The following is a 23,593-nucleotide window of genomic DNA, read 5'->3' as shown; positions in this document are numbered from 1 at the left end:
CAGCGGCCCCGTGAATCGCGGGTCAAGCCAGTGCAAAGGCCACACTTCTACGTAGGTATCAGGCGTGGCGCGCCAGCGCCTTGTCGAGGGCGACGAGCGCGAGGCCCAGACCGAGAAACAGAGCCCCCACGAGAAGGCTGTTGAGCAGCACCGCGACGTAACCCAGGTGAGCCACGTCCATGAACGGATAGGGATACTCATGCACCACGGCGCCCCGACCCAGCGTCCATACCAGGAAAGCCAGCGGAAACACCATCCAGCGCAACGCGTCACCCCAAACCAGTGCGCCATGCGGGAGCAACGCAAGCCACCACACGACGAACAGAAACGGCACGACGTAATGCAGCGAACGATCGGCGACCAGCTGCGGCCCCATCGGGTGCCAGAGCGACTGCAGGAGCACCGCGTAAATCAGACAGGTCACCGAAATGGACAAGGCCGCCAGCCCGCGCACGCGCGGGCCACGCCATATCCGCAGGGGCGCCCATTCACCACCCGTCGCCGACGAGGTGGCGACCAGCGCGACCAGAAGGTTCGACAGGATCGTGAAGAAGCTGAAGAAACGCAGCGTCACTTCCAGTACCGGCCCCGACCAGAGCATCAGCCAGTACTGGAGCATCAGCGTCGGCCAGGCGACCGCTGCGACGATAATCGCGAAAAGATTTGAGACAGCGGCAACCCGGGGCGACATGGTCAGTGCGGCCAGACGTTGTTCGAGCGGTCGCGATCGGGAAGCGCGTGATCCGGATCGATCACGGCGCCCACGATCTTCTTCTGGCCCGGGACGGTCACGTCGAAGGCCGTGTGCTGCTGCCAGGTCTCCACCGGGATGCGGATATCGCGCGTGGTCTTGTCCTCGAAGGTCACCCGCAGGGTCGCAGGCATCACCAGCCGATCCAGATTGGCGATGGTCACCTTCGCACCATCCACTTTCGTCACCGCAAGGTCCAGCTGCCAGTTGTTGGCATACCAGCCGCGCCAGAACCAGCCGAGGTCCTCGCCGGTTTCGCTCTCCATCAGGCGAAAGAAGTCCGACGGTGTCGGATGCTTATAGGCCCAGGTGGCGATGTATTTGCGGAACGCCGGATCGAAACGCTCGGGACCGACGATCTGCTCGCGCAACAGCACCAGGCCGAGGGCCGCCTTGAAGTACGTCGCCGGGTGCCGGTATTTCTCTTTGACCATGTCGGCACCGATCAGCAGATTCGGCGCTTCCGGGTCTGCCAGCAGCGGCAGGATTTCGTCGACCGGATTGCCACCTTTGGGCGAGTACTCACTGTCGCGCTTCGGCGCGAATTCGCCCCGGTTGAACGCGTCCGCCTCATACACGTCGATGAAGGTGTTGAAGCCCTCGTCCATCCAGGCGTTACGACGCTCGTCGGAGCCGACGATCATCGGAAACCAGGTGTGACCGATCTCGTGCGCGGTCACCATGTGGAGATCCTTCGGCGACGCCTTCATCGGATCGAAGACGATACCCGGGTATTCCATACCACTGGCCGCATCGCCGGCTTCGTTGATCGCAACGGGGTACGGGTACGGGTACCACTTTGTCGAGAAGTGCTCGACAGAAGCCTTCAGGTATTCCGTCGAACGACCCCACTGCGCGTCACCGACGCTCTCCACCGGGTACACCGACATGGCCAGGGCTTTCTTGCCTTCGGGCAGATTGATCCGCGCCGCGTCCCACACGTAGCTGGTCGACGCGCCGAACGCGACGTCACGCGTGTTCTTCATCTGGAATTTCCAGGTGAGCGTGCCGCCCTTCTTCGGCCGGCTGGCCGGATCGGTCACTTCCGCGGGCGTGCGGATCATCACCGTCTTGTCGCTCTCGCGTGCTTTGGCCAGCCTGTCTCGCTGCGCGGCCGTGAGCACGTCGTCCGGGTTGACCAGTTCACCGGAGCCGGCGACGATCATGTCCGAGGGTACGGTGATCGCGTAGTTGAAATCGCCGTACTCGAGGTAGAACTCGCTGTTGAGATAGGGCGCGGTGTCCCAGCCACGTTGATCGTCGTACACGCACATGCGCGGGTACCACTGCGCCATCTCGTAGATGTTCCCGTTCTTCGACGGTGCGAATCCCGTCCGACCGCCGAAATCGCCAGGCAGATCGTAAGAATATTCGATCGTCACCGAGACCTTGCCGCCTTTCGCGGAAACCGCCTCGGGCAGGCGGATCTGCATCCGTGTATCGCTGACCACGTAAGCCGCCCGCGCCGTCCTGCCACCCTGCTCGACGCTGACACTCGCGATACGGTAACCATCGGTGTGCTGCTTGTCCGCAGGCTGCCGTCCGCCGGTGAAATTGCCGCGGGCCTCGCGGGTGAAACGGTTCTCGTCCATCTGCAGCCAGAGCACGTCGAGCGCATCGGGACTGTTATTGGTGTAGTGAATCGTGGTCTTGCCGACCAGCGTATTCCTCACCGGGTCGAGCGTGGCGGACAGGTCGTAGTCCGCCCGGTTCTGCCAGAACAACGGGCCGGGCGTACCGCTGCCGGAGCGATAAGCCGTTGCCGGCTGGGGATAATCGAACGGAGCGAACGCTTCGCGCGGATCGAAGGTCGCGGCCGCGGCGCCGAGCGAACCCGCAAGGGCGACACTGGCGAGCGACAGACGGGCAACGTTTTTCATCGGGGACACCCTGGGAACGACCCCTGAGCGTAACCGGCAAACGAAGCCCGCCTCTACCGTGCCAGAAGTCAGGTCAACGGACGTCGATCTTGCGATTCTCGCCAAGGTCGGGCGTCTTTCCCGAGAGGCGCGCCTTCAGATAGTCGAACGCGACGACCATCTTCGACGAGGGCGCATCCCAGTATTCGGCGGTGTCGACGTCGACACGGATCAGCGCGATGTCCGGGTCGTCCTTGCCATTCGGGAACCAGGTTTTGATCCACTCGTTCCAGTGGGCATCGATGGAAGCGCGGTCGTCGACCACGACAGCGGCGCCCGACAGCGAAACATAGCTGTTGTCGGAGGAACTGGCATAGGCGACGTTGACCTGGCGATGCGCCTCCACCTCGGCCACCTTCGGCGAACTCTTGCGGGTGAAAAACCAGAGGCTGCCATCGAAGGCCTTCTGCGAGGCGACCATGGGGCGGCTGTAGAGCCGGCCGTCGCGCTCGCTGGTCAGCATGGCGACGCGGGCGTCCTTGATCAGCGACCAGATCTTCTCGTTGTCCTGCTGGCGTGCGTCGGTCATGAGAGGCTCCTTTGAAGGTAATGGAAAGCCGCACCCTCCCACTGAGCCACTGAAGAACCCGTCAAGCATCTCCCCCGAGGGACAGACATCGCCCTCACATGACGGAATTTTCTCTCCCCCTGCGCTATCAAGGCGTTTTACCACCGAGGATGACGCCCATGGGGCTGCTCGTCGAAGGCACCTGGACCACCGCGGGATACGACACCGGCAAGAGTGGGGGCCGCTTCGAGCGCGAGCCGACGCGTTTCCGGAACTGGATTACCCCGGATGGCTCGGCGGGTCCGACCGGCGAAGGCGGCTTTACCGCCGAAGCCGGGCGCTACCACCTGTATATCGCACGGGCGTGCCCATGGGCACACCGCACGGCAATTTTCCGGGCCATCAAAGGCCTCGACGAGATGATCGGCCTCTCCGTGACACATTGGCTCATGGGCGACGAGGGCTGGACCTTCGAGCCCGCCGAAGGCGTCGTGCCCGATGACGTCAACGGGGTACGCCGGGTCTTCGAGCTGTACAAACTGGCCGATCCAGCAGTCTCGGGCCGGGCCTCCGTCCCCGTGCTGTGGGACAAACAGAGGCGCACCATCGTCAGCAACGAGTCGGCCGACATCATCCGCATGTTCAACGACGCCTTCGATGGCGTCGGCGCCCGACGCGGCGACTATTATCCGCAAGACCTGCGCGCGGAGATCGACGGGTACAATGCGCGGATCTACGACACGTTGAATAATGGTGTGTACAAGGCCGGCTTTGCCGGCAGCCAGGACGCTTACGAGGAAGCCATCGTCCCGCTGTTCGACACGCTGGACTGGCTGGAGATGCACCTCTCGGACCGTCGCTACCTGTGTGGCGACCGCCTGACCGAAGCCGACTGGCGACTGTTCACCACCCTGCTCCGCTTCGACCCGGTGTACCACGGACATTTCAAATGCAACCTGCGCCGCCTGATCGACTATCCCGCGCTTTGGGCGTATACGCGCGCGCTGTATCAGGAGCCGGGCATTCGCGAAACGGTCGACTTCGGGCACATCAAAAAGCACTATTACCTGAGCCACCCCTGGCTGGACCCGACCGGGATCGTTCCCGCCGGACCGGATATCGACTTCGAGGCACCGCTTTGAGTGCCTGACACGTTGATATGCCTTGCATCCTGACCGGGTAGCCACATATTCCCCCGATAAACACACGAGGACCCCACGCATGAAAATCGGTTTGATCGGTCTGGGCAAGATGGGCGGCAACATCGCCCGTCGCCTGATGAGGGACGGTCACCAGACCGTTGTCTATGACAACAACGCCGACGCGCGTGCCACGCTGGCGAAGGACGGCGGCGAAGCCGTCGAGTCGCTCGAGGCCCTGGTCCAGGCCCTGCCCTCGCCCAAGGTCGTCTGGGTCATGCTGCCGGCAGGCGAGATCACCGAGACCACGATCGCCAAGATCAGTGGCCTGCTGGGCAAGGACGACATCATCATCGACGGTGGCAACACCTTCTACAAGGACGATGCCCGCCGTGCCGAAGAGCTCGCCGCCAAGGGTCAGCACTACGTCGACGTCGGTACCTCCGGCGGTGTGTGGGGCCTGGATCGCGGTTACTGCATGATGATCGGCGGCGACAAGCCCACCGTCGACTTCCTCGACCCGATCTTCAAGACCCTCGCGCCGGGCGCCGGCGACATCCCGCGCACCGAGAGCCGTGAAGGCCGTGACCCGCGCGTCGAGAACGGCTACATGCACGCCGGTCCCGCCGGTGCCGGCCACTTCGTCAAGATGATCCACAACGGCATCGAGTACGGCATGATGCAGGCCTTCGCGGAAGGCTTCGACATCCTGAAGAACCGTAACGGCACGCAGCTGCCCGAGCGCGAGCGCTACAACCTCGACATGGCCGACATCGCCGAAGTCTGGCGCCGCGGCAGCGTCGTGTCCTCGTGGCTGCTCGATCTCACGGCCAGCGCGCTGGCCAAGGGTCCGGAGCTGGACAACTACTCCGGCTACGTCGACGACTCCGGCGAAGGCCGCTGGACGGTGAACGCCGCGATCGAAGAAGCCGTCCCTGCCGAAGTACTCACCTCCGCCCTGTTCGCCCGTTTCCGCTCGCGTCAGGACCACACCTATGCGGAGCGCCTGCTGTCGGCGATGCGCATGGGCTTCGGTGGTCACATCGAAGGTCGCGGGAAGCCGCCGAAAGAAGGCGATCATTCCTGAAAGGCATGAAAAATCCCGCTTCGGCGGGATTTTTTTTGGTCGCGCGATCTGTGTCGGGTCGTGCGATTTTCTGTAGGAGCCCGCCCTGCGGGCGATGGGCGCCAGTAGCACCCTCCAAATCGCGCGCAAGGCGCGCTCCTACCTGCCGTCCAGCTCGTTCAGGCGTTCCCGCCACCGTTCGGGCGTCTGCGGCTTGATGAACAACGCCACGATCGGCAGCTTCGCCTCTTTCGTCCGCCGCTCGATCTCGCGCACGCATTCCTCGATCTGCACCGTCGTCAACGCATCGTCGAACGCCGCGGATAGCGCCACCAGCACGTGGTCGGGGCCGACCTGCACCGTCAGCACGCCATTGACCGCCTCGATGCCGGGTACCTCGCCCGCGATATTGCACACCTGCGCCAGAAGCTTCGGCTGCGCGGGCTCACCGATCAACAGCTCCTTGCTCTCGCGAGCCAGCGCGATCGCCGCCAGCGCCAGCACGACCGAAATACCCACCGAGGCCCAGCCATCGATGCGCGGATCGTTGAACGCGTGCGACAGATAGATACCGATGGCCGCGATGCCCAGACCGAGCAACGCCGCGGTGTCTTCGAACAGCACCGAGTAAGTGGTCGGGTCCTTGCTTCGACGGAACGCCTCGAAGTACCCGAGCCGGCCCTTCTTCCGCTGCACACTCTTGAGCGACAGCCACCACGATGAGCCTTCGAACAGCACGCTCACGGCGAGGACGATGTAAGCGGTCTTCGGATCCTCGAGCGGCTCCGGCGTCAGGATGTGGTTGACGCCCTCGTACAAGGAGAAGCCGGCACCGAGCGACAGCACCAGCAGCGCGACGATGAAACTCCAGAAGTAGAGTTCACGACCGAAACCCAGCGGGTGCTGGCGGTCCGGACGTCGCTGGGAGCGCTTGAGCCCATAGAGCAGCAGGATCTCGTTGATGCTGTCGACGAGGGAGTGCACGCCCTCGGACAGCATCGCGGAGCTGCCGGTGATCGCCGCGGCGACGAACTTGGCGACAGCGATCGCGACATTGGACGCGAGCGCGACGTATACGACGAGTTTTGAACCTTCGGCCATGGGGTCATCGTCGCGGACAGGGTGTGTTCCGCAAGTAAAGCATGAGCAAGCCTCGCCCGCAGGGCAGCTCACCCGTAGGAGCCCGCCCTGCGGGCGAAAAGCCAACGATGCGCGGACGCGGAAACTCCACCCATGCGACGAGGTAAAACATAAAAAAAGCCGCCCCAACCGGAGCGGCTCTTTCCCAAACGCAAAACCCGTCGCGAATTACTTCGCGAACAGATGCTCCACGCCAGCGCGCTCTTCGCGCAGTTCCTTTTCGGTCGCGTCGATACGCGCCTGCGAGAACGCGTTGATCTCCAGACCCTGGACGATGGCGTACTTGCCGTCCTTGACCGTCACCGGATAACCGAAGATCACGCCCGGCTCCACACCGTACGAGCCATCCGACGGGATACCCATCGAGACCCAGTCACCCTCGGCCGTACCGAGCGTCCAGTCACGCATATGATCGACGGCGGCCGAAGCGGCCGAGGCGGCCGACGATGCGCCACGCGCCTTGATGATCGCCGCGCCGCGCTGCTGCACGGTCGGGATGAACTCGCCCTCGTACCAGGCCTGGTCGACCTGATCGAGCGCCGGCTTGCCCTTGACGGTGGTCGTGTGCAGGTCCGGATACTGGGTCGAGCTGTGGTTGCCCCAGATCGTCAGCTTCTTGATGTCGGTGGAGTGCGTACCGGTCTTCTCGGCCAGCTGCGACAGCGCGCGGTTGTGGTCGAGACGAACCATCGCGGTGAAGCACTTCGGATCGAGATCCGGAGCGTTCTGCTGCGCGATCAGCGCATTGGTGTTGGCCGGATTGCCGACGACCAGCACGCGCACGTCGCGCTTGGCGTGGTCGTTCAGCGCCTTGCCCTGCGGGCCGAAGATGGCGCCGTTGGCTTCCAGAAGGTCCTTGCGCTCCATGCCGGGGCCACGCGGACGCGCGCCGACCAGCAGTGCGTAATCGACGTCCTTGAAGGCGACGTTGAGGTCATCGGTGGCGACAACGCCCGCGAGAGTCGGGAAGGCGCAATCGTTGAGCTCCATCACCACGCCCTGCAGCGTGGGCAGCGCCGGGGTGATTTCGAGCAGGTGCAGGATCACCGGCTGGTCGGGACCGAGCATGTCGCCGGCGGCGATACGGAACAGGAGGGCATAACCGATCTGGCCGGCTGCGCCGGTGACGGCAACGCGAACGGGTGCTTTCATCTTTCGACTCCTCAGGGATATCGCGGGGGACTGACGATCAGCTCAGCTCGGCGAAGAACTCGACGATGCGGGCCATGCCCTTGTCGAGTGCCTCGTCCGGGCACGAATAGGAAATACGCAGGGCGCGCGGCTCGCCGAAGGCCGAACCCGGCACGCAGGCCACGCCCTTGGCATCGAGCAGCACGGCGCAGAAGTCGACGTCGGAGGTGATCTCCACGCCGTTGTGCTTCTTGCCAAAGGCCACGGAGATGTCCGGGAACGCGTAGAACGCGCCCTGCGGACGTGGGCAGACCACGCCCGGAATGGACACCAGCGCGTTGTAGACGCGGTCGCGCTTCCCGGCGAACTCGACGCACTTCTGCGCGGGGACGTCCTGCGGACCGGCCAGCGCGGCGACGGCGGCGGCGGTGACCACTTCCGGCAGGCTGGTGATGTGATTGGAGTTGAGCGTGGTGACCGCCTTGGCGACGGTTTCCGGCGCGGCGATGAAGCCCACGCGCCAGCCGGGCATGCCGTAGGTCTTCGACAGCGAATCGACGAAGATCGTGCGGTCTTTCAGCTCCGGACGGACGTGCACGAAGTTGTGGTAACCCACGCCGTCGAACACCATCGTGTTGTAGATGTCGTCGGTGATGATCCAGGTATCCGGATACTTCGCGATGACGTCGGCCAGCGCGGCGATTTCATCGCGCGTATAGACCATGCCCGTCGGGTTGGAGGGGTTGTTGAACAGGAACACACGCGGCTTGCGCGCCAGCGCTTCGTCCAGTTGCGCGGGCGTGAGCTTGTAGTGCTGCTCGGGCGGGCACGGCAGGATGTTGATCTTTGCCCCGACGATCTCGGCGATGTCGAGGTAGCTGGTCCAGTACGGGGCCGGGAAAGCGATTTCGTCGCCTTCGTCCAGCAGCGCTTCGGCCAGGTTGTAGAGGATCTGTTTGGCACCGACGCCGGTGGAGACGTTTTCGCGCTTGTAGCCGGTGAGACCCAGAGCGTCGATGTGGACCAGGAAGGCATCGACCAGCGCATCGGCGCCACGGTTGCTGCCGTACTGGCCGGAGTCCTTCGACAACGCCTCGCGGGCGGCGGCATAGACGTGCTCACCGGGAAGGAAGTTGGGGACACCGATCGAGAAGCTGACGATGTCGCGGCCTTCAGCCTTGAGGCGCTTGGCTTTCTCGGCAATGACCATGATCGCACTGGGTTTGGCGCGACCCATTCGCGTGGCGAGCTGCGGCATCGTTTCCTCGTCGGGGGTGGGGCAAAGTGCGGCATTTTAACACGCCCCAAAAAGAAAACGCCGCCCGGGGGCGGCGTTTCAAACGCTTTGACGCCGGACGGGCGCTCAGCGGTTGTCGAGCACCTCGTTCCACTTCGCGACCTGGGCGGCCTGCTTTTCGAGCAGCGCGTCCACGTCGCCTTCGACGGTCACCGTCTCGATGGTGTCGTCGCCGACGATCTTGTTGACCACGGCCTGGTCGTCCGGGCCGACCACTTCGCCGAAGACGCTGTGCTTGCCGTCGAGCCAGGGGGTGGCGCCGTGGGTGATGAAGAACTGCGAGCCATTGGTGCCCGGGCCGGCGTTGGCCATGGACAGGATGCCCGGCTTGTCGTGCTTGAGGCTGGCGTCGAACTCGTCACCGAACTTGTAGCCCGGACCGCCACGGCCCGAACCCTCGGGGCAACCGCCCTGGATCATGAAGTCGGGGATGACGCGGTGGAACGTCTTGCCATCGTAGTAGCCACGCTTGGCCAGGTTGACGAAGTTGGCCACGGTAACCGGGGTCTTGTCGTCGTGCAGGCGGAGGTGGATATCGCCCTTGTTGGTCTTCATGGTGACGGTAATGGTCATCGCAATTCCTGTAACTCGTTGAAAATCGGACTATCCACTGCGAGCGGCCGGTCCGGTGGGCTGCAAAGGCTAACGAAGATGGCGCCACCTGCCCAACAGTTCAAGCGGTAAAGCGTGATGGTGCGTTCAGGTCCGCGGCAGGGCCAGCGCTTCGGCGGTCAGGGAACCTGCCCCGCGAGGGCGGGCATCGCGCACGGCGGCATCCTCAGGCAGCGCCCTGCCCTCCTTGAGGTGCGCCCAGGCCCGATCCAGCGCCGCGTAGCCGTAAGGCAGCAGCGGCACGTGGCCGTCTCCGAAGTCCGGGAAGGCCAGGAAGGAATCGAAGTGCTGGGCGTACGGCACCTTCCAGAACACGGGCGATCGGCCGGAAGCGCGCAGCCACTTTACGTAGGGCTCCGAGGTGAAGGCCACGGGGATCAGACCGTCCTGCGCCCCGTGCACGATGAGGATCGGGAGCGCGGCGCGTGGCAGCGTCGCCGCTGTGGCCGCTACACCAGCGCGCAGGCCGACACCGTCCTCGCCCTGCCCTGTCCACAAGTCACGCAGACTCAGATGGCCAGGCAGGGTCGGGTCGAGCGAGAAGTCGGTGCCGCAGGCAAGGATGACCCCGGCGCCCGGGGGTACCCCGGAACCCTCAGCCCACCAGGCGGCCCGGATGATCGCCTCCGCCGGACCGGCCAGGCCGCCGGCATGCTGCGCGCGATAAGAAAACCCGCATGGCATCGAGCCCGCCGGGCGTCGCAGGTAGGCGGAGGCATAGGCCGCGGTAACCGCGCGCCAGAGATCCAGCGAGGTCGACGACGCGCCCACCTTGAGGGCGTCGTCGTCCCAGCCTGACGCCCGCAGCATGGCCAGCGCTTCGTCGGCCTGCGGGCCCGGCATGAAAGCCTTCAGCCGTCCATGCGCACGAAGCGCGGCACCTCGCAAAGCCCAGGCCGGGGGCGAGACCGCACCGACCCGCGCGAATGGCACGCCGTCGAACTCACGCGCCGCCAGGGCGGCAGGCAACAGCAGGGCCGCCTCGGTCGCATAGTCGTAGAACGGCCGCCCATGCCCTTCGACGTGGATGTTGGGCTCAAGGGCGACGACCGCCGCGAGGATGCCCTCAGCGTCATCGCCGGCGGCACGCAGCACGGCGCCGCCGCCGTTCGAGAGACCGGTAGCGATGATGCACGTGTTCTCTGGTGTGAACGGCGCCTCGTCCGGAAACGCACGATCGAGCATGGCGAGGCCGAAACGCGCCGCCTGCAAAACGTGTCGACCCCAGTCCGCTTCCGGGTTGTCGCCCGAGTGCGCGTGCTTCACCGCGATACCCGCGTCGTGCGGCGCGTCCTGAGCTTCGAATTCGAGTGACGCCTCCCCCGCCTTCGCCCGGGTTCCGTCGAGCGCCACACCCGTTCTATCGGCGGTATCGAAATACCCCGCGCCCGCGCCTTTGTCCGTGTACGCCACCGCGCAGCCTCGCGACAGACCCCAGCCTCCGGCGAGGGCGATCGCACCATAGATGCCACGCGATCCCGACGAGGCGGTGACGACCAGGCAGCGCTGCGCGTGATCGAAATCATCGGGGATCTGCGCCAGCACACGATGTGACGCACGTGCACCGGACAGCGTGGCGAACGCGGTGTACTCGCGCCCTGGTACATCCGGCACCTGTCCGTAAAGCGTGCCGAAGCCGCCGAGCGGACCCAGATCGGCTATGCCTTTCCAACTGCTCTGGATAGCCCGTCGGCGGAGCTCCGCAGGCGTCGGCGACGTTGGCTGCGCGAACGCCGTGGACGTGCCCGTCAGTCCGCGCAAGCCGAGACCGGCACTGAGCAGATCGTCGCCATCCCGATGGGTGGTGACGCGGACATCGCCGAAGGTGTCGGGTGCTGACATGACGCGCTATCTCGTGGGGAACGCCGGGATGCCGAGCATACCGGTCAGCGGCGCTGGCTGAGCTTGCCGATGCGACGGGCGTTCCAGCGTAACCGCCTCTCGGTCGCCAGCCAGACGATCCCCCGCCCGCACTTCTCCACCATCTGGCTACTACCTGTCGTGCCCTGCCAGGCCTGCCTGACGCCGGAGCCGCTCATCCACGATGCGCTGTTCGATCTCACCAATGATGTTCAACTCGTCCGGGCTGAACTCGTCTCGCCACATGTCAGCGACGCTCTGTCCGGCCTTGCATACCGCATTCAGATTGATCGCGCACAGCCACGCCGTACGAGGACCATCGGGGCCACATTCTCCCGTTTCGCCACATCGGAGGTCTTCCAGCGCGATGTGCTGGTACACGTGCGCCTTCTTCTCGTATGCCGTTCCCTCGACAAGATCCATGGCGAATGGCCAGGGCTCCGCATCCGCTTCCAACAAGCCCGATATCAGATCGGCGTCTTCGAGGTTGGGCGAGTCGAGCACGATCTCATAAGGAACGGCGTGATCCTCGTCGAAAGTGCTCCAGTCCGGATGACGCGCGATCATGCCGGCCAGGCGACTCGCCTCATAAACACCGCGTTCGACCGTCGTCACACGCCCCTGGCAGAAGCGCTCTTTCCAGTCGAGGAATATCCTGGCTCTCGGATCTGACGACACGCGCCCACGCCACCCCGGCAGCGGCGCTTGCGCACACGCTGCTGCGGCATCGTAGAGCACGAGAAGCGCCGAACTGTCCGTGGCGGCACGCGGCGCGAGCCGGGCAACGACGGTCTCGTAAGTGTCGCCTGGCAGTACGTATGCCCCTGCCGCTACAGGAACGGAAGCGCCCCTGGTCGCTGGCCCGGCGCCGGTTCGACGAGGGCCCGAAAAAGTGCGCTGGACCGCCTCGCCGGGATCTGGACCCGCAGCGACAGCGCTTATACCGCTGCCCTCGGCACCTTCGGCCGAAAGGTTGCGAAACAACACGCCCGTCGCGACCAGCGAGGCCGTCATCAGCCAGATCAATAAACGCGGGCCGCGCTTCTCGTTCCTGTCCATGGATCTCCCCGATCGCCAGTAGCGACAGCCCGAAGTCTGAGGGAATCTCCGCCTGCCGCCAATAGCTGCGAACATCGTCTCCACAGGACGCCACCCCACCAGCCGAAACGGACAAGTCATAGCGAGCACGTTTCTTTGGAGGCAACAGCACGTCGATTATGCGCAAGTTCTCGCGAAATATCGCAGCGCGCCAAGGTATGCTCCGGATCCCGGCAGGAGCCGGAAGAACCCAAGGGGATACTGAGCAATGACTGCCCGTCGTAACGTCCTGCTGTCCGCCGCGATCGTCGCGGGTCTGGGACTGGCTGCCTGCCACAAGAAAGACGAAGCACCCGCCGCCGATCCGAAGGCCGTTGCCGCCGCGCAGGCCGTCATCGCTTCGCCCGCATGGTTACGTCAGCACCTGCCCGCCCAGACCGTCGCGTATCTGCGAATTCCTTCGCCGTGGGGCATGCTCGGCGCGGTCCCGGCAGGACGCCCGCTGGATGCCGCCCTGTCGACGAAGGCGCACCTGGATGCGATCGCGAAGATCCGCGAAAGCATCGGCAAGGACAAACTGCTCGCCGACCTGAAAATCGCGCCGGTTGCGAATCTCCTGCTCGGCGACCTGCGGTCGCCGATCGAGGGCATCATCGTCGATCCCCTCGGCATCCCCTCTTTCACGTCGCGCGTGGTCGTCACAGCCGTGCTCGACTTCCCGTCGGTCGATGCGTTTAACGCGCGCCTCAAGAGCCTCGGCGGCGAAACCCCGCTACTCAAGGCGCCGCTCGACGCGCAAGGCAACGGACAACTCGCGTCCGACGGCGGAGCGTTGCATTACGACGTCACCACGCGCCGTCTTTGGGTGACTGGACACATGAAAGGGCTCGCCGCCGAGCAGCCCGGCATCGACGGAACCGCCCTGACCACGCTCATCGCCGACGTCGACAAGGCCACGGCCGCTGCGGCACCGGCCAGCCTCTCGGCGCTCGAGCCACGCATCGACACCTCGGGCGAGGGCTTCTTCGGCTGGATCAGCATGCGCGGCATCGGCGCCGTTGCCGCGGCGCAGGCCGGCGATTCCCCGCTGGGCCGGTTGCCGGCCGACTTCGCTTCCAAGGCGGACGCCGTGGCCTTCGGCGCAGGCACCGTCAATGGTCGCGGGCAGCTTCAGCTGCTGGTGCACGCGCCTCAGGCCCGCCTGCTGCAGTACCTGTCGCCGACGTCCTTTGCGCCGACGGTAAAGAGCGTCGGCGCGCCCCATTGGGCCGTCACCCTGAATACGCCGACCGCCGAGACGTGGAAAGCCTTCGAAGGCAATCTCAATCTCGACTTCGGAGCGGAAGGCGCGAAGGCATTCCACGAAAGCGTCGACCGCCTCTCGAAGCGCTACCACTTCGATCCTGAGCGATACACGGCCTGGTTCGGCCCGGAGACGGTCGTCTTCGCCGACGATGCTGGCCTTTACTACGCTACACGCGTCCGCGACTGGAAGGGCTGGCACGAGCTGATTGACCAGAACAAGGGCAACGGCTGGAAGACCGGCACGGCGAAGGTCGACGGCGCCGAGGTGCACTGGCTGTCGATCCCAGGACAGGCTGCCACGAACCTGCCGCCGGACAGCGACCCGTCCATGCGTGCGTTCATGCAGATGGTCGATCGCTTCGGCGGCCGTACATGGTGGACGGAAGAAGGCGACTGGGCTGTCTTTGCCAAAGTCCCTCAGGCCCTGTCCGATCGCGCGGCCGCCGGACCCGACACTTCGCTGGATGACTGGTTCAAGGCAAGGTCTTACCCGGGCCAGCGCACGGTGGCGGGCTTCACCGCGACCACCCATGGAGCCCAGCGCGACGCCTACTATCTGTATCTGTCGCTCCTGCAGTTCGTCGCGGGGGCCACCGGTTCCGATGCCGACATCAGCACCCTGCCATCGGCTCACACACTTGGCCTTCCGGACCAGGGCGTTCTGGGCGCGGCGCTCGAAGCCGACAAGGACACTCTGGGCTTCTCGCTCACCTACGAGCACTCCCCCGTCGAGCTCGTCGGTGAAGGTGGCGGCGCCACGGTCATCGCCGGCACCGCCATCCTCGCCGCCATCGCCGTCCCCCAGTATCAGGAGTACACGCTGCGCAGCCAGGTGGCCGGCGCCCTTTCCGCCGCCGACCCGGTCAAGACAGCTGTGGCCGAGCACCGCCTGACCACGGGGAAGTTTCCCGCCAGCAACAAGGCGGCTGGCCTGGACGATGGGGAAGCCCTCGGTAACGACTACGTCAGCTCGGTCGAGGTCGGACAGGGTGGCGAAATCACCGTCAACCTCGACGGCGAAGCCCCGCACAAGGCCGATCCCAAGCTCGACGGTGGCCAGTTGATCCTGCTGCCCAGGGTCGAGGGCGGTAAGGTCGGCTGGACCTGCTCGGGCGAAGGCATCGACGAGAAATACCTGCCGGCAAGCTGCCGGGACGCGTTGCCCGGGCTCTGAAACCGGTCTGCCGGGCGGGGTTCCTGAACGGAGCCTCGCCCGTCATGCGAAAGTCGTCAATTTCCTTTATAATCGGCGGCTTCCCAAACCAAAGAGGCGATCCGGCTTTACGCCGGCGCATAACGCATGTCGATCGAATTCCTGCGCAACATCGCCATCGTCGCTCACGTCGACCATGGCAAGACCACCCTCGTCGACCAGCTTCTGAAGCAGTCGGGCACGCTCAACGAGCGTACCGTGCTCGCCGAGCGCGTCATGGATTCGAACGACCAGGAAAAGGAACGTGGCATCACGATCCTGGCCAAGAACACGGCCATCACCTGGGAAGACAAGAAGACGGGCGTCAAGAACCGCATCAACATCGTCGACACCCCGGGGCATGCCGACTTCGGTGGCGAAGTCGAGCGCGTGCTGTCGATGGTCGACACCGTGCTGATCCTGGTCGACGCGATGGACGGCCCGATGCCGCAGACGCGCTTCGTCACCCAGAAGGCCTTCGCGATGGGCTTCAAGCCCATCGTCGTCGTCAACAAGGTCGACCGCCCCGCCGCCCGTACGGAATGGGTCGTCGAGCAGGTCTGGGACCTGTTCGCCAAGCTCGGCGCCACCGATGAGCAGATGGACTTCCCGATCGTTTACGCATCGGCGCTCAACGGTTATGCCTCGCTCGACGAGAACGCCCGCGAAGGTGACATGACCCCGCTGTACGAAGCGATCATGCAGCACGCGCCGCGGCCGGACGTCGATCCGGAAGGCCCCTTCCAGATGCGCATCAGCCAGCTGGACTACAACAACTTCGTCGGCGTGATCGGCATCGGTCGCGTGCAGCGCGGCACCCTGAAGAAGGGCATGCAGGTCGCCGTCATCGATCGCGAAGGCAAGAAGCGTCAGGGCAAGATCGTCCAGGTGCTGGGCTTCCTGGGCCTCGAGCGTATCGAGCAGGACAGTGCCGAAGCCGGCGACATCGTCGCCATCTCGGGCATTCCCGACCTGACCATTTCCGACACGCTGACCGCGCCGGATACGCCGGAAGCGCTGCCCGCGCTGAGCGTCGACGAGCCGATGATCAGCATGACCTTCCAGGTCAACAACTCGCCGTTCGTCGGCAACAAGGACCTGTCGGGCGGCAAGTTCCTGACCAGCCGTCAGCTGCGTGAGCGCCTGGATCGCGAGAAGGTGCACAACGTCGCCCTCCGCGTCGAAGACGGCTCCGACGCCGACAAGTTCCTGGTCTCGGGCCGCGGTGAACTGCACCTCTCGGTGCTGATCGAAAACATGCGTCGCGAAGGCTACGAGCTGGCCGTGTCGCGTCCGGAAGTCATCCTCAAGGAAATCGACGGCCAGAAGATGGAGCCGATCGAAGAACTGGTGATCGACATCGAAGAGATCCACCAGGGCGGCGTGATGGAGCGCCTGGGCATCCGCAAGGGTGAACTGAAGAACATGGTGTCGGACGGTAACGGTCGCGTGCGTCTCGAGTACGAGATTCCCGCCCGTGGCCTGATCGGCTTCCAGAACCAGTTCAAGACCCTGACCCAGGGTTCGGGCCTGCTGTTCCATGTGTTCAAGCACTACGGTCCGTACACCCCGGCTCCCATCGCCAAGCGCCAGAACGGTGTGATGATCGCCAATGCCGGCGGCAACACCCCGGCCTACTCGCTTGGGCCCCTCCAGGAGCGTGGCAAGCTGTTCGCCGCCGAAGGTGACGCGGTGTACGAAGGCCAGCTCATCGGTATCCATGCCAAGGACAACGACCTCACCGTTAACGCGATCAAGCCGAAGCCGCTGACCAACATGCGCGCCTCCGGTAAGGACGATGCGATTCAGCTGACCCCGGCGACCAAGTTCACGCTGGAGCAGGCCCTGGACTTCATCGACGACGACGAGCTGGTCGAAGTCACCCCGAAGGAAATCCGCATGCGGAAGAAGTTCCTGACGGAAGGCGATCGTAAGAAGGCGTCGCGCGGTTAATTGCGGCGACATCGCGATGTGAAAAAAGCCCGGCCATTGCCGGGCTTTTTTTCGTTTACTCGTCTCGCTCGCGGACCAGCTTAAGCAGCAGGTCGATCTGCTCCTGCTGTTTCATCAGCATGCGCTCGAGCTGATCGGTACGCATCTGGTCGATCTTTTCGTGCAGGCCCATGATCTCGATCTCGGCCTTGAGGTTGACCTTGTAATCGTTGGCGGCGTCGAGACGGTCTTTCTCGGCCTGGCGGTTCTGACTCATCATGATCACGGGCGCCTGGATGGCGGCGAGCATCGAGAGCAGCAGGTTGAGGAAAATGTACGGATAGGGATCGAATGGCGCGTGCAGGATCCACGAATTGAAGCCGGTCCAGGATGCCAGGATCACGGCGAACACGATGATGAAGGTCCACGAACCGCCGAACCGCGACACCTTGTCGGCGAGGCGCTCGCCGAAGGTCATGTCCGAGCCGAAGACGTCGTTGACGTTCTCGGCGACGAGCTTGCGCTGCATGAGTCGGTCGATCAGGCGGCGTTCGGCGTGGCCCAGGTCGTTCAGGCCCTTGGCGAACCAGTGCTGAGCGGCGTGTTCGTGAGGGTGTTCGTTAGCTGCCATCGGGGGCTCCTGGCGTGATGCGTTGACGGCACGGGGTTCTTGCCGGGAAAGCTATCACGGTGGGGGCTTAGGCGATGGGGGTCGCGACCAAGGCCGCTCCGACACAACCGTCGATCGCTAGCGGCGTACGTTCGCCAGCTTGCTGGCGAAGGGGGGCGATGCGGCGTCGACACCGCGGAGCTCGCTCTCGAGTTCGCCGCGCAGGCGCGGCAGATACTCCGGGAATTCACGCCTGACGAAGGCGATCAGTCCCTCACGAACCTTGCAGCGCAGGTCGAACGACTTGCCCGAATTCGACGAACTGACCAATGCACGCAGTTGCATCGCTTTGTCACTGGCGTCGACCACCTGCAGGACGATGACACGACCGTCCCATTCGTCGGCGTCCTTGCAGATGCGCTGCAACTCGTCGCGAAGCGGGTCCAGCGGAATACCGTAATCGAACCAGAGCATGACCGAACCCAGGATCTGCGAGCTGGTCCTCGTCCAGTTCTGGAACGGGTTTTCGATGAAATACTGCAGCGGCACGATCATCCGCCGCTCGTCCCAGATGGCCACCACGACATACGTGCTCGTAATTTCTTCGATCCTTCCCCACTCCCCTTCGACGATCACTACATCGTCGATGCGGATCGGCTGGGTCAGCGCGATCTGAATGCCGGCGATCAGGTTGCCGAGCACCGGCTTGGCAGCGAGACCGACCGCCAGCCCGGCCAGACCCGCCGATGCCAGGAGGCTGGCCCCGAACTGGCGCACGACCGGGAACGTCATCAGGGCAACGCCGAGGCCGAGGACGATAACGACGACCATGCCGGTACGGGACAGCACGCGCACCTGCGTCTGCACGCGACGAGCGCGGAGGTTGTCCTCGAGATCGATAGGGTTGAAGCGCGATACGGTGGCTTCCAGCGCGCCGATGCAGCGGACCAGAAACCACGTGCAGGCCCCGATGAGCACGACCGCGATGACATGCTCCATGCCGTCGATCAGGCGCGCGGGCTCGTCGGGCGCCCCGCGGAAGGCCAGCAGCAGCATCGCCAGCGGCACGATCACATCCATAGGCGCCTTGGCGCGGGCGATGATGCTCGCCCCACGCGGATGGCGGAGGGCGAAGCGACGCAGCACCATGTCGACGGCGCGGCGAAGGAGACCCGCGACCGCCAGCGCGACCACGACGGTCAGCGCGAAACGTGTCCACGGATGCGAGAGATCGGGCATCCAGTCGGAGAAGTTCATGGGAGCCCAGCCTAAGCCCCCGGATGTCCACGTTTTGTTGTGACGCAGCAATGTAAAGGTAAAGTAACGAAATGACCGCCGCCGACAACCCTGCTTTCGTGCTCCCCGATGTCCTGGAACCGGGGCTCGCTCTGGTGTTCTGTGGCACCGCCGCGGGTACGCGGTCGGCACGGGAGCATGCCTATTACGCGCATCCGGGCAACATGTTCTGGCGCACGGTGCACGCGGTCGGTCTGACGCCGCGCCTGCTCGCACCGTCCGAATATCCGTCGATGCCGGGCTTCGGTATCGGCCTGACCGACCTGTCGAAATTTCACTTCGGCAACGACAACGAGCTGCCGCGGGAGGCTTTCGATATCGACGCGCTGCGTGCCAAGGTACTTCGCTTCGCTCCCCGCGTACTTGCCTTTACCAGCAAGCATGCCGGACGCCATGCACTCGGCAGGCAGGCGACCTACGGGCGACAGCCAACGAACATCGGCGACACCATGGTGTTCGTCTTGCCTTCGCCCTCCGGACAGGCCCGCCGCTCCTGGGACATCAGTCTGTGGCAGGAGCTGGCGGACGTCGTGCGTGCTCAGCCGCCCGGCGTCGACTTGTAAGCGCGCACGTCATTCGGCGACACCGACGCCGCTTTGTTCGACCAGGCCTGGCGGATATAGGTCACCACCGCGGCGGCGTCATCGTCGCTGAGCTTCTGCGAGAATGGTGGCATCGAATACGGGCGTGGATTGTCGCGCGTCGCCGGAGCGAATCCACCGCTCAGCACCATGCGGATCGCATTGATACCCGTAGGTTCGGTCACCGAAGCGTTAAGGTCGAGCGGCGGGTACGCATCGCCCTTGCCATGACCGTCGACGCCATGACAGTCCGCGCATTGTTCGACGTAGACCTTCTGACCGGTGCGTGCGAGATCGCGAGCGTTGGCGGCCGACTCGCGTTGCGCGGGAGGATCGCGTTCCGGCAATGACCTGAGGTACGTCGCCATCGCGGCGAGGTCGTCGTCGGTCAGGTGCTGCGTACTCTGCAAAACCACCTCCGCCATGGGCCCGAACGCCGTACCTTTCGCCGAGCGTCCGGTCTTCAGCAGCGCGACCACATCGGCTTCGCTCCATCCCGCCAGCCCGCCGTTGGGGCCCATCGACAGATCCGGCGCGTACCAGTTCTGTACCGGAATGATGCCTCCGGCAAGATACGGCTCCGACACCATCGCGCCGAACGCGTTGCGGTTCGCGTGACACTCGTTGCAATGGCCAAGGCCCTGCACCAGATAAGCGCCGCGGTTCCACGCGGCGGACCGCTTCGGGTCATGGACGAACTCGCCTTCGTCGAAATACAGCAGCCGCCACGAAGCGATCAGCGACCGCATGCTGTAAGGCCAGCGCAATATCGGCTCGATGGAAGCGCGCTTCACCGGCGGCAGCGATTTCAGGTAAGCGAAGATGGCATCGGTGTCGGCACGCGTGACCTTCGTATACGACGTAAAGGGAAAGACGGGATACAACGAGCGGTCGTCGTGCCCTTTCCCGTTGTGCATCGCACGGTAGAAATCGTCCGCGCTCCACGCACCGAGGCCGGTGTCCCGGTCGGGCGTGAGGTTAGGTGCGGGGATCGCACCGAACGGCGTACCGATCACCCGTCCGCCTGAAAACGGCGCCCCGCCGCGCGTCGTGTGGCAAGAGGCGCAGTCACCGGCCAGGGTAAGGTAACGACCTCGTTCGATGATGTCGCTGGCCGGGGCGACGCCAGTCGCGAGGGCCAGGGCAAGAAAAGCGATGAGTCGGATCGTCAGCGTCATCGACTCAGCCTCCGAGCACGCCGCAGCGCATGGGTGGGGTCACACTTCCCGCCACCTCGGCATGCGCGTCCGCAGGGACCGGCCGGGTCGCCAGCCATGCCGACACCGCGCTGATATCGGCATCGCTGAGGCGACTGACGATCGTCGCCATGCAGTCGGGCGCGATGGTGTTGCGGGTATTCGTACGCCAGGAACCCAGCTGCGCGCTGATGTAGTCGTACGGCAGATTTACCAGCCCGGGAATATCGGGTTGCACGCCCGTGAGGTTGGCGCCGTGACACGCCATGCAGGCAGGCACGCCGCGCGCCGGGTCACCGCGCGTCACCAGCTCCTCCCCGCGTGCGGTCGCCTGGGGCGACATCGCGGGGGCCGGCTGCTTCGTATAAGGCACCTGCTGCGCGGCGAAGTAGTCGGCGATCTCGCGCATGTATTCGTCGCTCAGCGGAGCGACGGTGTACTCCATGATCGGGTAGTGACGCAGACCCTTCTGAAAATCCTGCATCTGCCGGTGCAGGTAGCCCGCCGGCTTGCCGGCGAGTCGTGGGTTGAAGCCGTTGTCGCCACCCTCCCCGTGCACTCCGTGGCAGCTCGTGCATGCCGCGATGCGTTGCAGCAGCGTGTCGGGTACGGTCGGCGCGTCCTCCGCCCCGACGGATATGGCGAAACAGGCGATAGCGGCAGCGGCGAACCGGCTGAGGAGACGACGCATGGGCACTCCCTGGCTGACGAGGCATCGGGCCAGTATAGCCACGCGCGACTTGGGGTAGATTGGCCTCAGCCATCACCGCGTCGCCAGGGGGAAAAGACATATGCAGCATGTAGGGATCAGGCCGGCCGCGCTCGCCGCGGCGCTCGTACTCAGTTCGAGCTGCGGTGCAGCCAAAGCGCGCGACGCCGGTGACGATGACGCCTTCGCCTCCATCGCGACCCTGCGGCAAGCCTATGCCACGGGTGCGTTGACGCCGGCGGGCATGACCCGACTCTTCCTCCATCGTATCGAGACGCTCGACAAGGCCGGGCCGTCGATCAACGCCGTGCTCGAAGTCAATCCGGACGCACTGTCCATCGCCGGCAAGGCGCCGCGCAAAGGCTCGCTGGCGGGCATCCCGATCCTGCTGAAGGACAACATCGACACCGGCGACCGCATGCTCACCACGGCTGGCTCGCTGGCCCTGGCGACGAAGCCCGCGCCTCACGATTCCGCCGTGGCGGCGAAGCTGCGCAAGGCCGGTGCCATGATCCTCGGCAAGACCAACCTCAGCGAATGGGCCAACATGCGCTCCAACCATGCGACCAGCGGATGGACCGGGCGCGGCGGCCTCACCCTCAACCCCTACGTCCTGGACCGCAACGCCTGCGGTTCCAGCGCGGGCTCAGGCGCCGCCGTCGCGGCAGGCCTCGCTACCGTGGCGATCGGCAGTGAGACCGACGGCTCGATCATCTGCCCTGCGTCGATGACGGGACTGGTCGGCATCAAGCCCACGGTAGGCCTCGTCAGCCGCACCGGCATCATCCCCATCTCCAGCAGCCAGGACACCGCGGGGCCGATGGCACGCAGCGTGGCCGACGCGGCGGCGGTGCTCGGCGCCATCGCCGGCAGTGACCCGCGCGACCCCGCCACAAAGGATGCGGACAAGCACGCCACCGACTACACGAAGTTCCTCGATCCGAATGCGCTGCGTGGCAAGCGCATCGGCGTGGTGCGTCAGCTGGCGGGTATCGAGCCGAACGCGGATCGCGCGCTGGAACACACCATCGCGCTACTCAAAGCACAAGGCGCGACGGTGGTCGACAACGTCGAGATCCCTCACCTGAAGGAACTGAGCGAACACGAGATCGACGTACTGCTTTATGAGTTCAAACACGGGATCGACGCATATCTCGCCAGCCGGCCTGATCAGCCGATGAAGAACCTCACCGACCTCATCGCGTTCAACAATCGCGAAGCCGCGAAGGAGATGCCGTGGTTCGGGCAGGAACTGTTCCTGCAGGCGCAGGACAAGGGCGACACCACCGATCCGAAGTACATCGAGATGCGCGATCGCAACCAGCGTCTCGCGGGTCCGGAAGGCATCGATGCGGCATTGGCAAAAGACCATCTCGACGCCCTGCTCGCGCCGAGCTGGGGCCCGGCGTTCGTCAACGATCTGGTGCTTGGCGACCATGTGGTCAGCGGCGATCCTACCGTTGGCGGGGTTTCCGCTCCCGCGGCCATCGCCGGGTATCCGTCGATCACCCTGCCGGTGGAGTTCGCGCACGAGCTACCCGTGGGGGTTGTCTTCTTCGGCACGAAATGGAGCGAGCCGACGTTGATCGGCATTGCTTACGGCGTCGAGCAAAAAGCCCAGGCCTACCAGCGCCCGAAGTTCCTGCCGACGCTACCGGTCAAGTAAGCCAGCAACCCTGCCGATGCCATGGCTCTGGAGGGAGCCAACCTTGTCGGCGATGGGCCCTGTCGCAAGCACCCATCGCCAGCAGGGCTGGATCCTGCCGGGAGCGGCAGACGTCCGTCGTCAGAGACGCATGCCCTCGAACGGGCTCCAGTTGTCCTGACCCTTCACCCGCTTCAGGTAGTAGGCGTAGTTGGCGACCAGCATGTAGAACACGTTGAAACCCGTGCCGACGCCGCGGTAGAAACCATCGGGTGCATTGAAGATCATCAGCGCGATGATGATGGCGACTTCGAGACCGAGGATCACCAGGGCCTTCTTCCAGAGACCCAGAATGAAGAAGTAGATCGGCCCGAAGAAGAACGCGAAGAAGTTACCGTTGACGATGAGCTTCTGTCTGAAGGGAAGCTTCTTCAGCTCCGCCTTGTACTGCGGAGAACTGGGACCGCCGAAACGCTCGAAGAAAGCGAAGCGCGTATTCCACTTCGCGTTGAGGCTCGGGTCGCTGACAAATTCGGCTTCCGCCATGATTTAACTCCTGATGGGATGCCGCGCGGGATGCGCGATCGCGGGATGTTACGCACGTAACGGCGTTACGTAACGATGCAATCGCGGTTCCGGTGCGCACAAAAAAGAAAGCCCGCACAG

General features: G+C 64.6%; 20 protein-coding genes. 6 read left to right on the top strand and 14 right to left on the bottom strand.

From position 1 onward, the window contains the following. Positions 1 to 58 precede the first annotated feature (58 nt). The 3 genes from FA85_RS18925 to FA85_RS18915 all read right to left on the bottom strand — a co-directional run bounded on the left by FA85_RS18925 (position 59) and on the right by FA85_RS18915 (position 3,199). Positions 59 to 691 carry a Pr6Pr family membrane protein gene (locus FA85_RS18925; protein ID WP_036113922.1) on the bottom strand — a complete coding sequence of 211 codons (633 nt, stop codon included), beginning with the start codon at positions 689 to 691 and terminating at the stop codon, positions 59 to 61. A gap of 2 nt (positions 692 to 693) precedes the next feature. Further along, positions 694 to 2,631, bottom strand: a complete 1,938-nt coding sequence (locus FA85_RS18920; RefSeq protein ID WP_036113924.1) for a M1 family metallopeptidase — start codon at positions 2,629 to 2,631, stop codon at positions 694 to 696. A gap of 73 nt (positions 2,632 to 2,704) precedes the next feature. Next, positions 2,705 to 3,199 (bottom strand): pyridoxamine 5'-phosphate oxidase family protein, encoded by a 495-nt coding sequence (locus FA85_RS18915; protein ID WP_036113926.1) that lies wholly within the window; start codon positions 3,197 to 3,199, stop codon positions 2,705 to 2,707. 158 nt (positions 3,200 to 3,357) lie between these two features. On the opposite strand from FA85_RS18915, the gene FA85_RS18910 reads away from it, so the two are divergent. Next, on the top strand, positions 3,358 to 4,320 hold the full coding sequence (locus FA85_RS18910) for a glutathione S-transferase family protein (RefSeq protein WP_036113928.1): 963 nt from the start codon (positions 3,358 to 3,360) through the stop codon (positions 4,318 to 4,320). A 79-nt stretch (positions 4,321 to 4,399) separates the two neighbouring features. Next, positions 4,400 to 5,404, top strand: a complete 1,005-nt coding sequence (gnd, locus tag FA85_RS18905) for a phosphogluconate dehydrogenase (NAD(+)-dependent, decarboxylating) (RefSeq protein WP_036113931.1) — start codon at positions 4,400 to 4,402, stop codon at positions 5,402 to 5,404. A 138-nt stretch (positions 5,405 to 5,542) separates the two neighbouring features. Here gnd and FA85_RS18900 read toward each other — a convergent pair whose 3' ends face one another. The 6 genes from FA85_RS18900 to FA85_RS18875 form a co-directional block, all read right to left on the bottom strand. Continuing rightward, positions 5,543 to 6,484, bottom strand: a complete 942-nt coding sequence (locus FA85_RS18900; protein ID WP_036113934.1) for a cation diffusion facilitator family transporter — start codon at positions 6,482 to 6,484, stop codon at positions 5,543 to 5,545. Positions 6,485 to 6,691: 207 nt separating this feature from the next. Further along, positions 6,692 to 7,675, bottom strand: a complete 984-nt coding sequence (locus FA85_RS18895) for a malate dehydrogenase (protein WP_036113936.1) — start codon at positions 7,673 to 7,675, stop codon at positions 6,692 to 6,694. A gap of 37 nt (positions 7,676 to 7,712) precedes the next feature. Further along, complete coding sequence (locus FA85_RS18890; RefSeq protein WP_036113937.1) at positions 7,713 to 8,912, bottom strand: aminotransferase class I/II-fold pyridoxal phosphate-dependent enzyme; 1,200 nt, start codon at positions 8,910 to 8,912, stop codon at positions 7,713 to 7,715. Between the two features lie 105 nt (positions 8,913 to 9,017). Beyond that, positions 9,018 to 9,524 (bottom strand): peptidylprolyl isomerase, encoded by a 507-nt coding sequence (locus tag FA85_RS18885; RefSeq protein WP_036113939.1) that lies wholly within the window; start codon positions 9,522 to 9,524, stop codon positions 9,018 to 9,020. 126 nt (positions 9,525 to 9,650) lie between these two features. Next, positions 9,651 to 11,405, bottom strand: a complete 1,755-nt coding sequence (locus FA85_RS18880; RefSeq protein ID WP_036113942.1) for a 3-hydroxybutyrate oligomer hydrolase family protein — start codon at positions 11,403 to 11,405, stop codon at positions 9,651 to 9,653. 150 nt (positions 11,406 to 11,555) lie between these two features. Further along, complete coding sequence (locus FA85_RS18875) at positions 11,556 to 12,161, bottom strand: hypothetical protein (protein WP_156108752.1); 606 nt, start codon at positions 12,159 to 12,161, stop codon at positions 11,556 to 11,558. A 568-nt stretch (positions 12,162 to 12,729) separates the two neighbouring features. Between FA85_RS18875 and FA85_RS22585 the strand changes: the two genes are divergently transcribed. Both FA85_RS22585 and typA read left to right on the top strand, forming a co-directional pair. Next, a complete protein-coding gene (locus FA85_RS22585; RefSeq protein ID WP_255349735.1) occupies positions 12,730 to 14,940 on the top strand; it encodes a pilin in 2,211 nt (736 codons plus the stop codon). Positions 14,941 to 15,066: 126 nt separating this feature from the next. Continuing rightward, positions 15,067 to 16,911 (top strand): translational GTPase TypA, encoded by a 1,845-nt coding sequence (typA, locus tag FA85_RS18865; RefSeq protein ID WP_036113947.1) that lies wholly within the window; start codon positions 15,067 to 15,069, stop codon positions 16,909 to 16,911. Between the two features lie 55 nt (positions 16,912 to 16,966). Here typA and FA85_RS18860 read toward each other — a convergent pair whose 3' ends face one another. Beyond that, positions 16,967 to 17,521: a DUF1003 domain-containing protein gene (locus FA85_RS18860; protein ID WP_036113949.1), complete on the bottom strand. Its 555-nt coding sequence runs from the start codon at positions 17,519 to 17,521 to the stop codon at positions 16,967 to 16,969. A gap of 117 nt (positions 17,522 to 17,638) precedes the next feature. Next, a complete protein-coding gene (locus FA85_RS18855) occupies positions 17,639 to 18,757 on the bottom strand; it encodes a mechanosensitive ion channel family protein (protein ID WP_051943733.1) in 1,119 nt (372 codons plus the stop codon). Positions 18,758 to 18,828: 71 nt separating this feature from the next. Here FA85_RS18855 and FA85_RS18850 point away from each other — a divergent pair, with 71 nt between their 5' ends. Then, positions 18,829 to 19,359, top strand: a complete 531-nt coding sequence (locus FA85_RS18850) for a mismatch-specific DNA-glycosylase (protein ID WP_036113951.1) — start codon at positions 18,829 to 18,831, stop codon at positions 19,357 to 19,359. Here FA85_RS18850 and FA85_RS18845 read toward each other — a convergent pair. Continuing rightward, positions 19,335 to 20,555 (bottom strand): cytochrome c, encoded by a 1,221-nt coding sequence (locus tag FA85_RS18845; protein WP_051943735.1) that lies wholly within the window; start codon positions 20,553 to 20,555, stop codon positions 19,335 to 19,337. The two genes, FA85_RS18850 and FA85_RS18845, sit on opposite strands and share 25 nt — an antisense overlap. A gap of 4 nt (positions 20,556 to 20,559) precedes the next feature. After that, complete coding sequence (locus FA85_RS18840; protein WP_036113959.1) at positions 20,560 to 21,264, bottom strand: c-type cytochrome; 705 nt, start codon at positions 21,262 to 21,264, stop codon at positions 20,560 to 20,562. Positions 21,265 to 21,364: 100 nt separating this feature from the next. On the opposite strand from FA85_RS18840, the gene FA85_RS18835 reads away from it, so the two are divergent. Beyond that, the gene (locus FA85_RS18835) at positions 21,365 to 22,948 is read left to right on the top strand and encodes an amidase (protein ID WP_036113962.1); all 1,584 of its coding nucleotides are present in this window, start codon (positions 21,365 to 21,367) and stop codon (positions 22,946 to 22,948) included. 120 nt (positions 22,949 to 23,068) lie between these two features. Here the strand turns inward: FA85_RS18835 and FA85_RS18830 are convergent, their stop codons facing one another. Then, positions 23,069 to 23,473: a DUF2628 domain-containing protein gene (locus FA85_RS18830; RefSeq protein ID WP_036113966.1), complete on the bottom strand. Its 405-nt coding sequence runs from the start codon at positions 23,471 to 23,473 to the stop codon at positions 23,069 to 23,071. Positions 23,474 to 23,593 lie beyond the last annotated feature (120 nt).

This window comes from Luteibacter mycovicinus, assembly GCF_000745235.1.
Classification (GTDB): domain Bacteria; phylum Pseudomonadota; class Gammaproteobacteria; order Xanthomonadales; family Rhodanobacteraceae; genus Luteibacter; species Luteibacter mycovicinus.
This window is presented reverse-complemented; position numbering and strand designations above follow the sequence as displayed.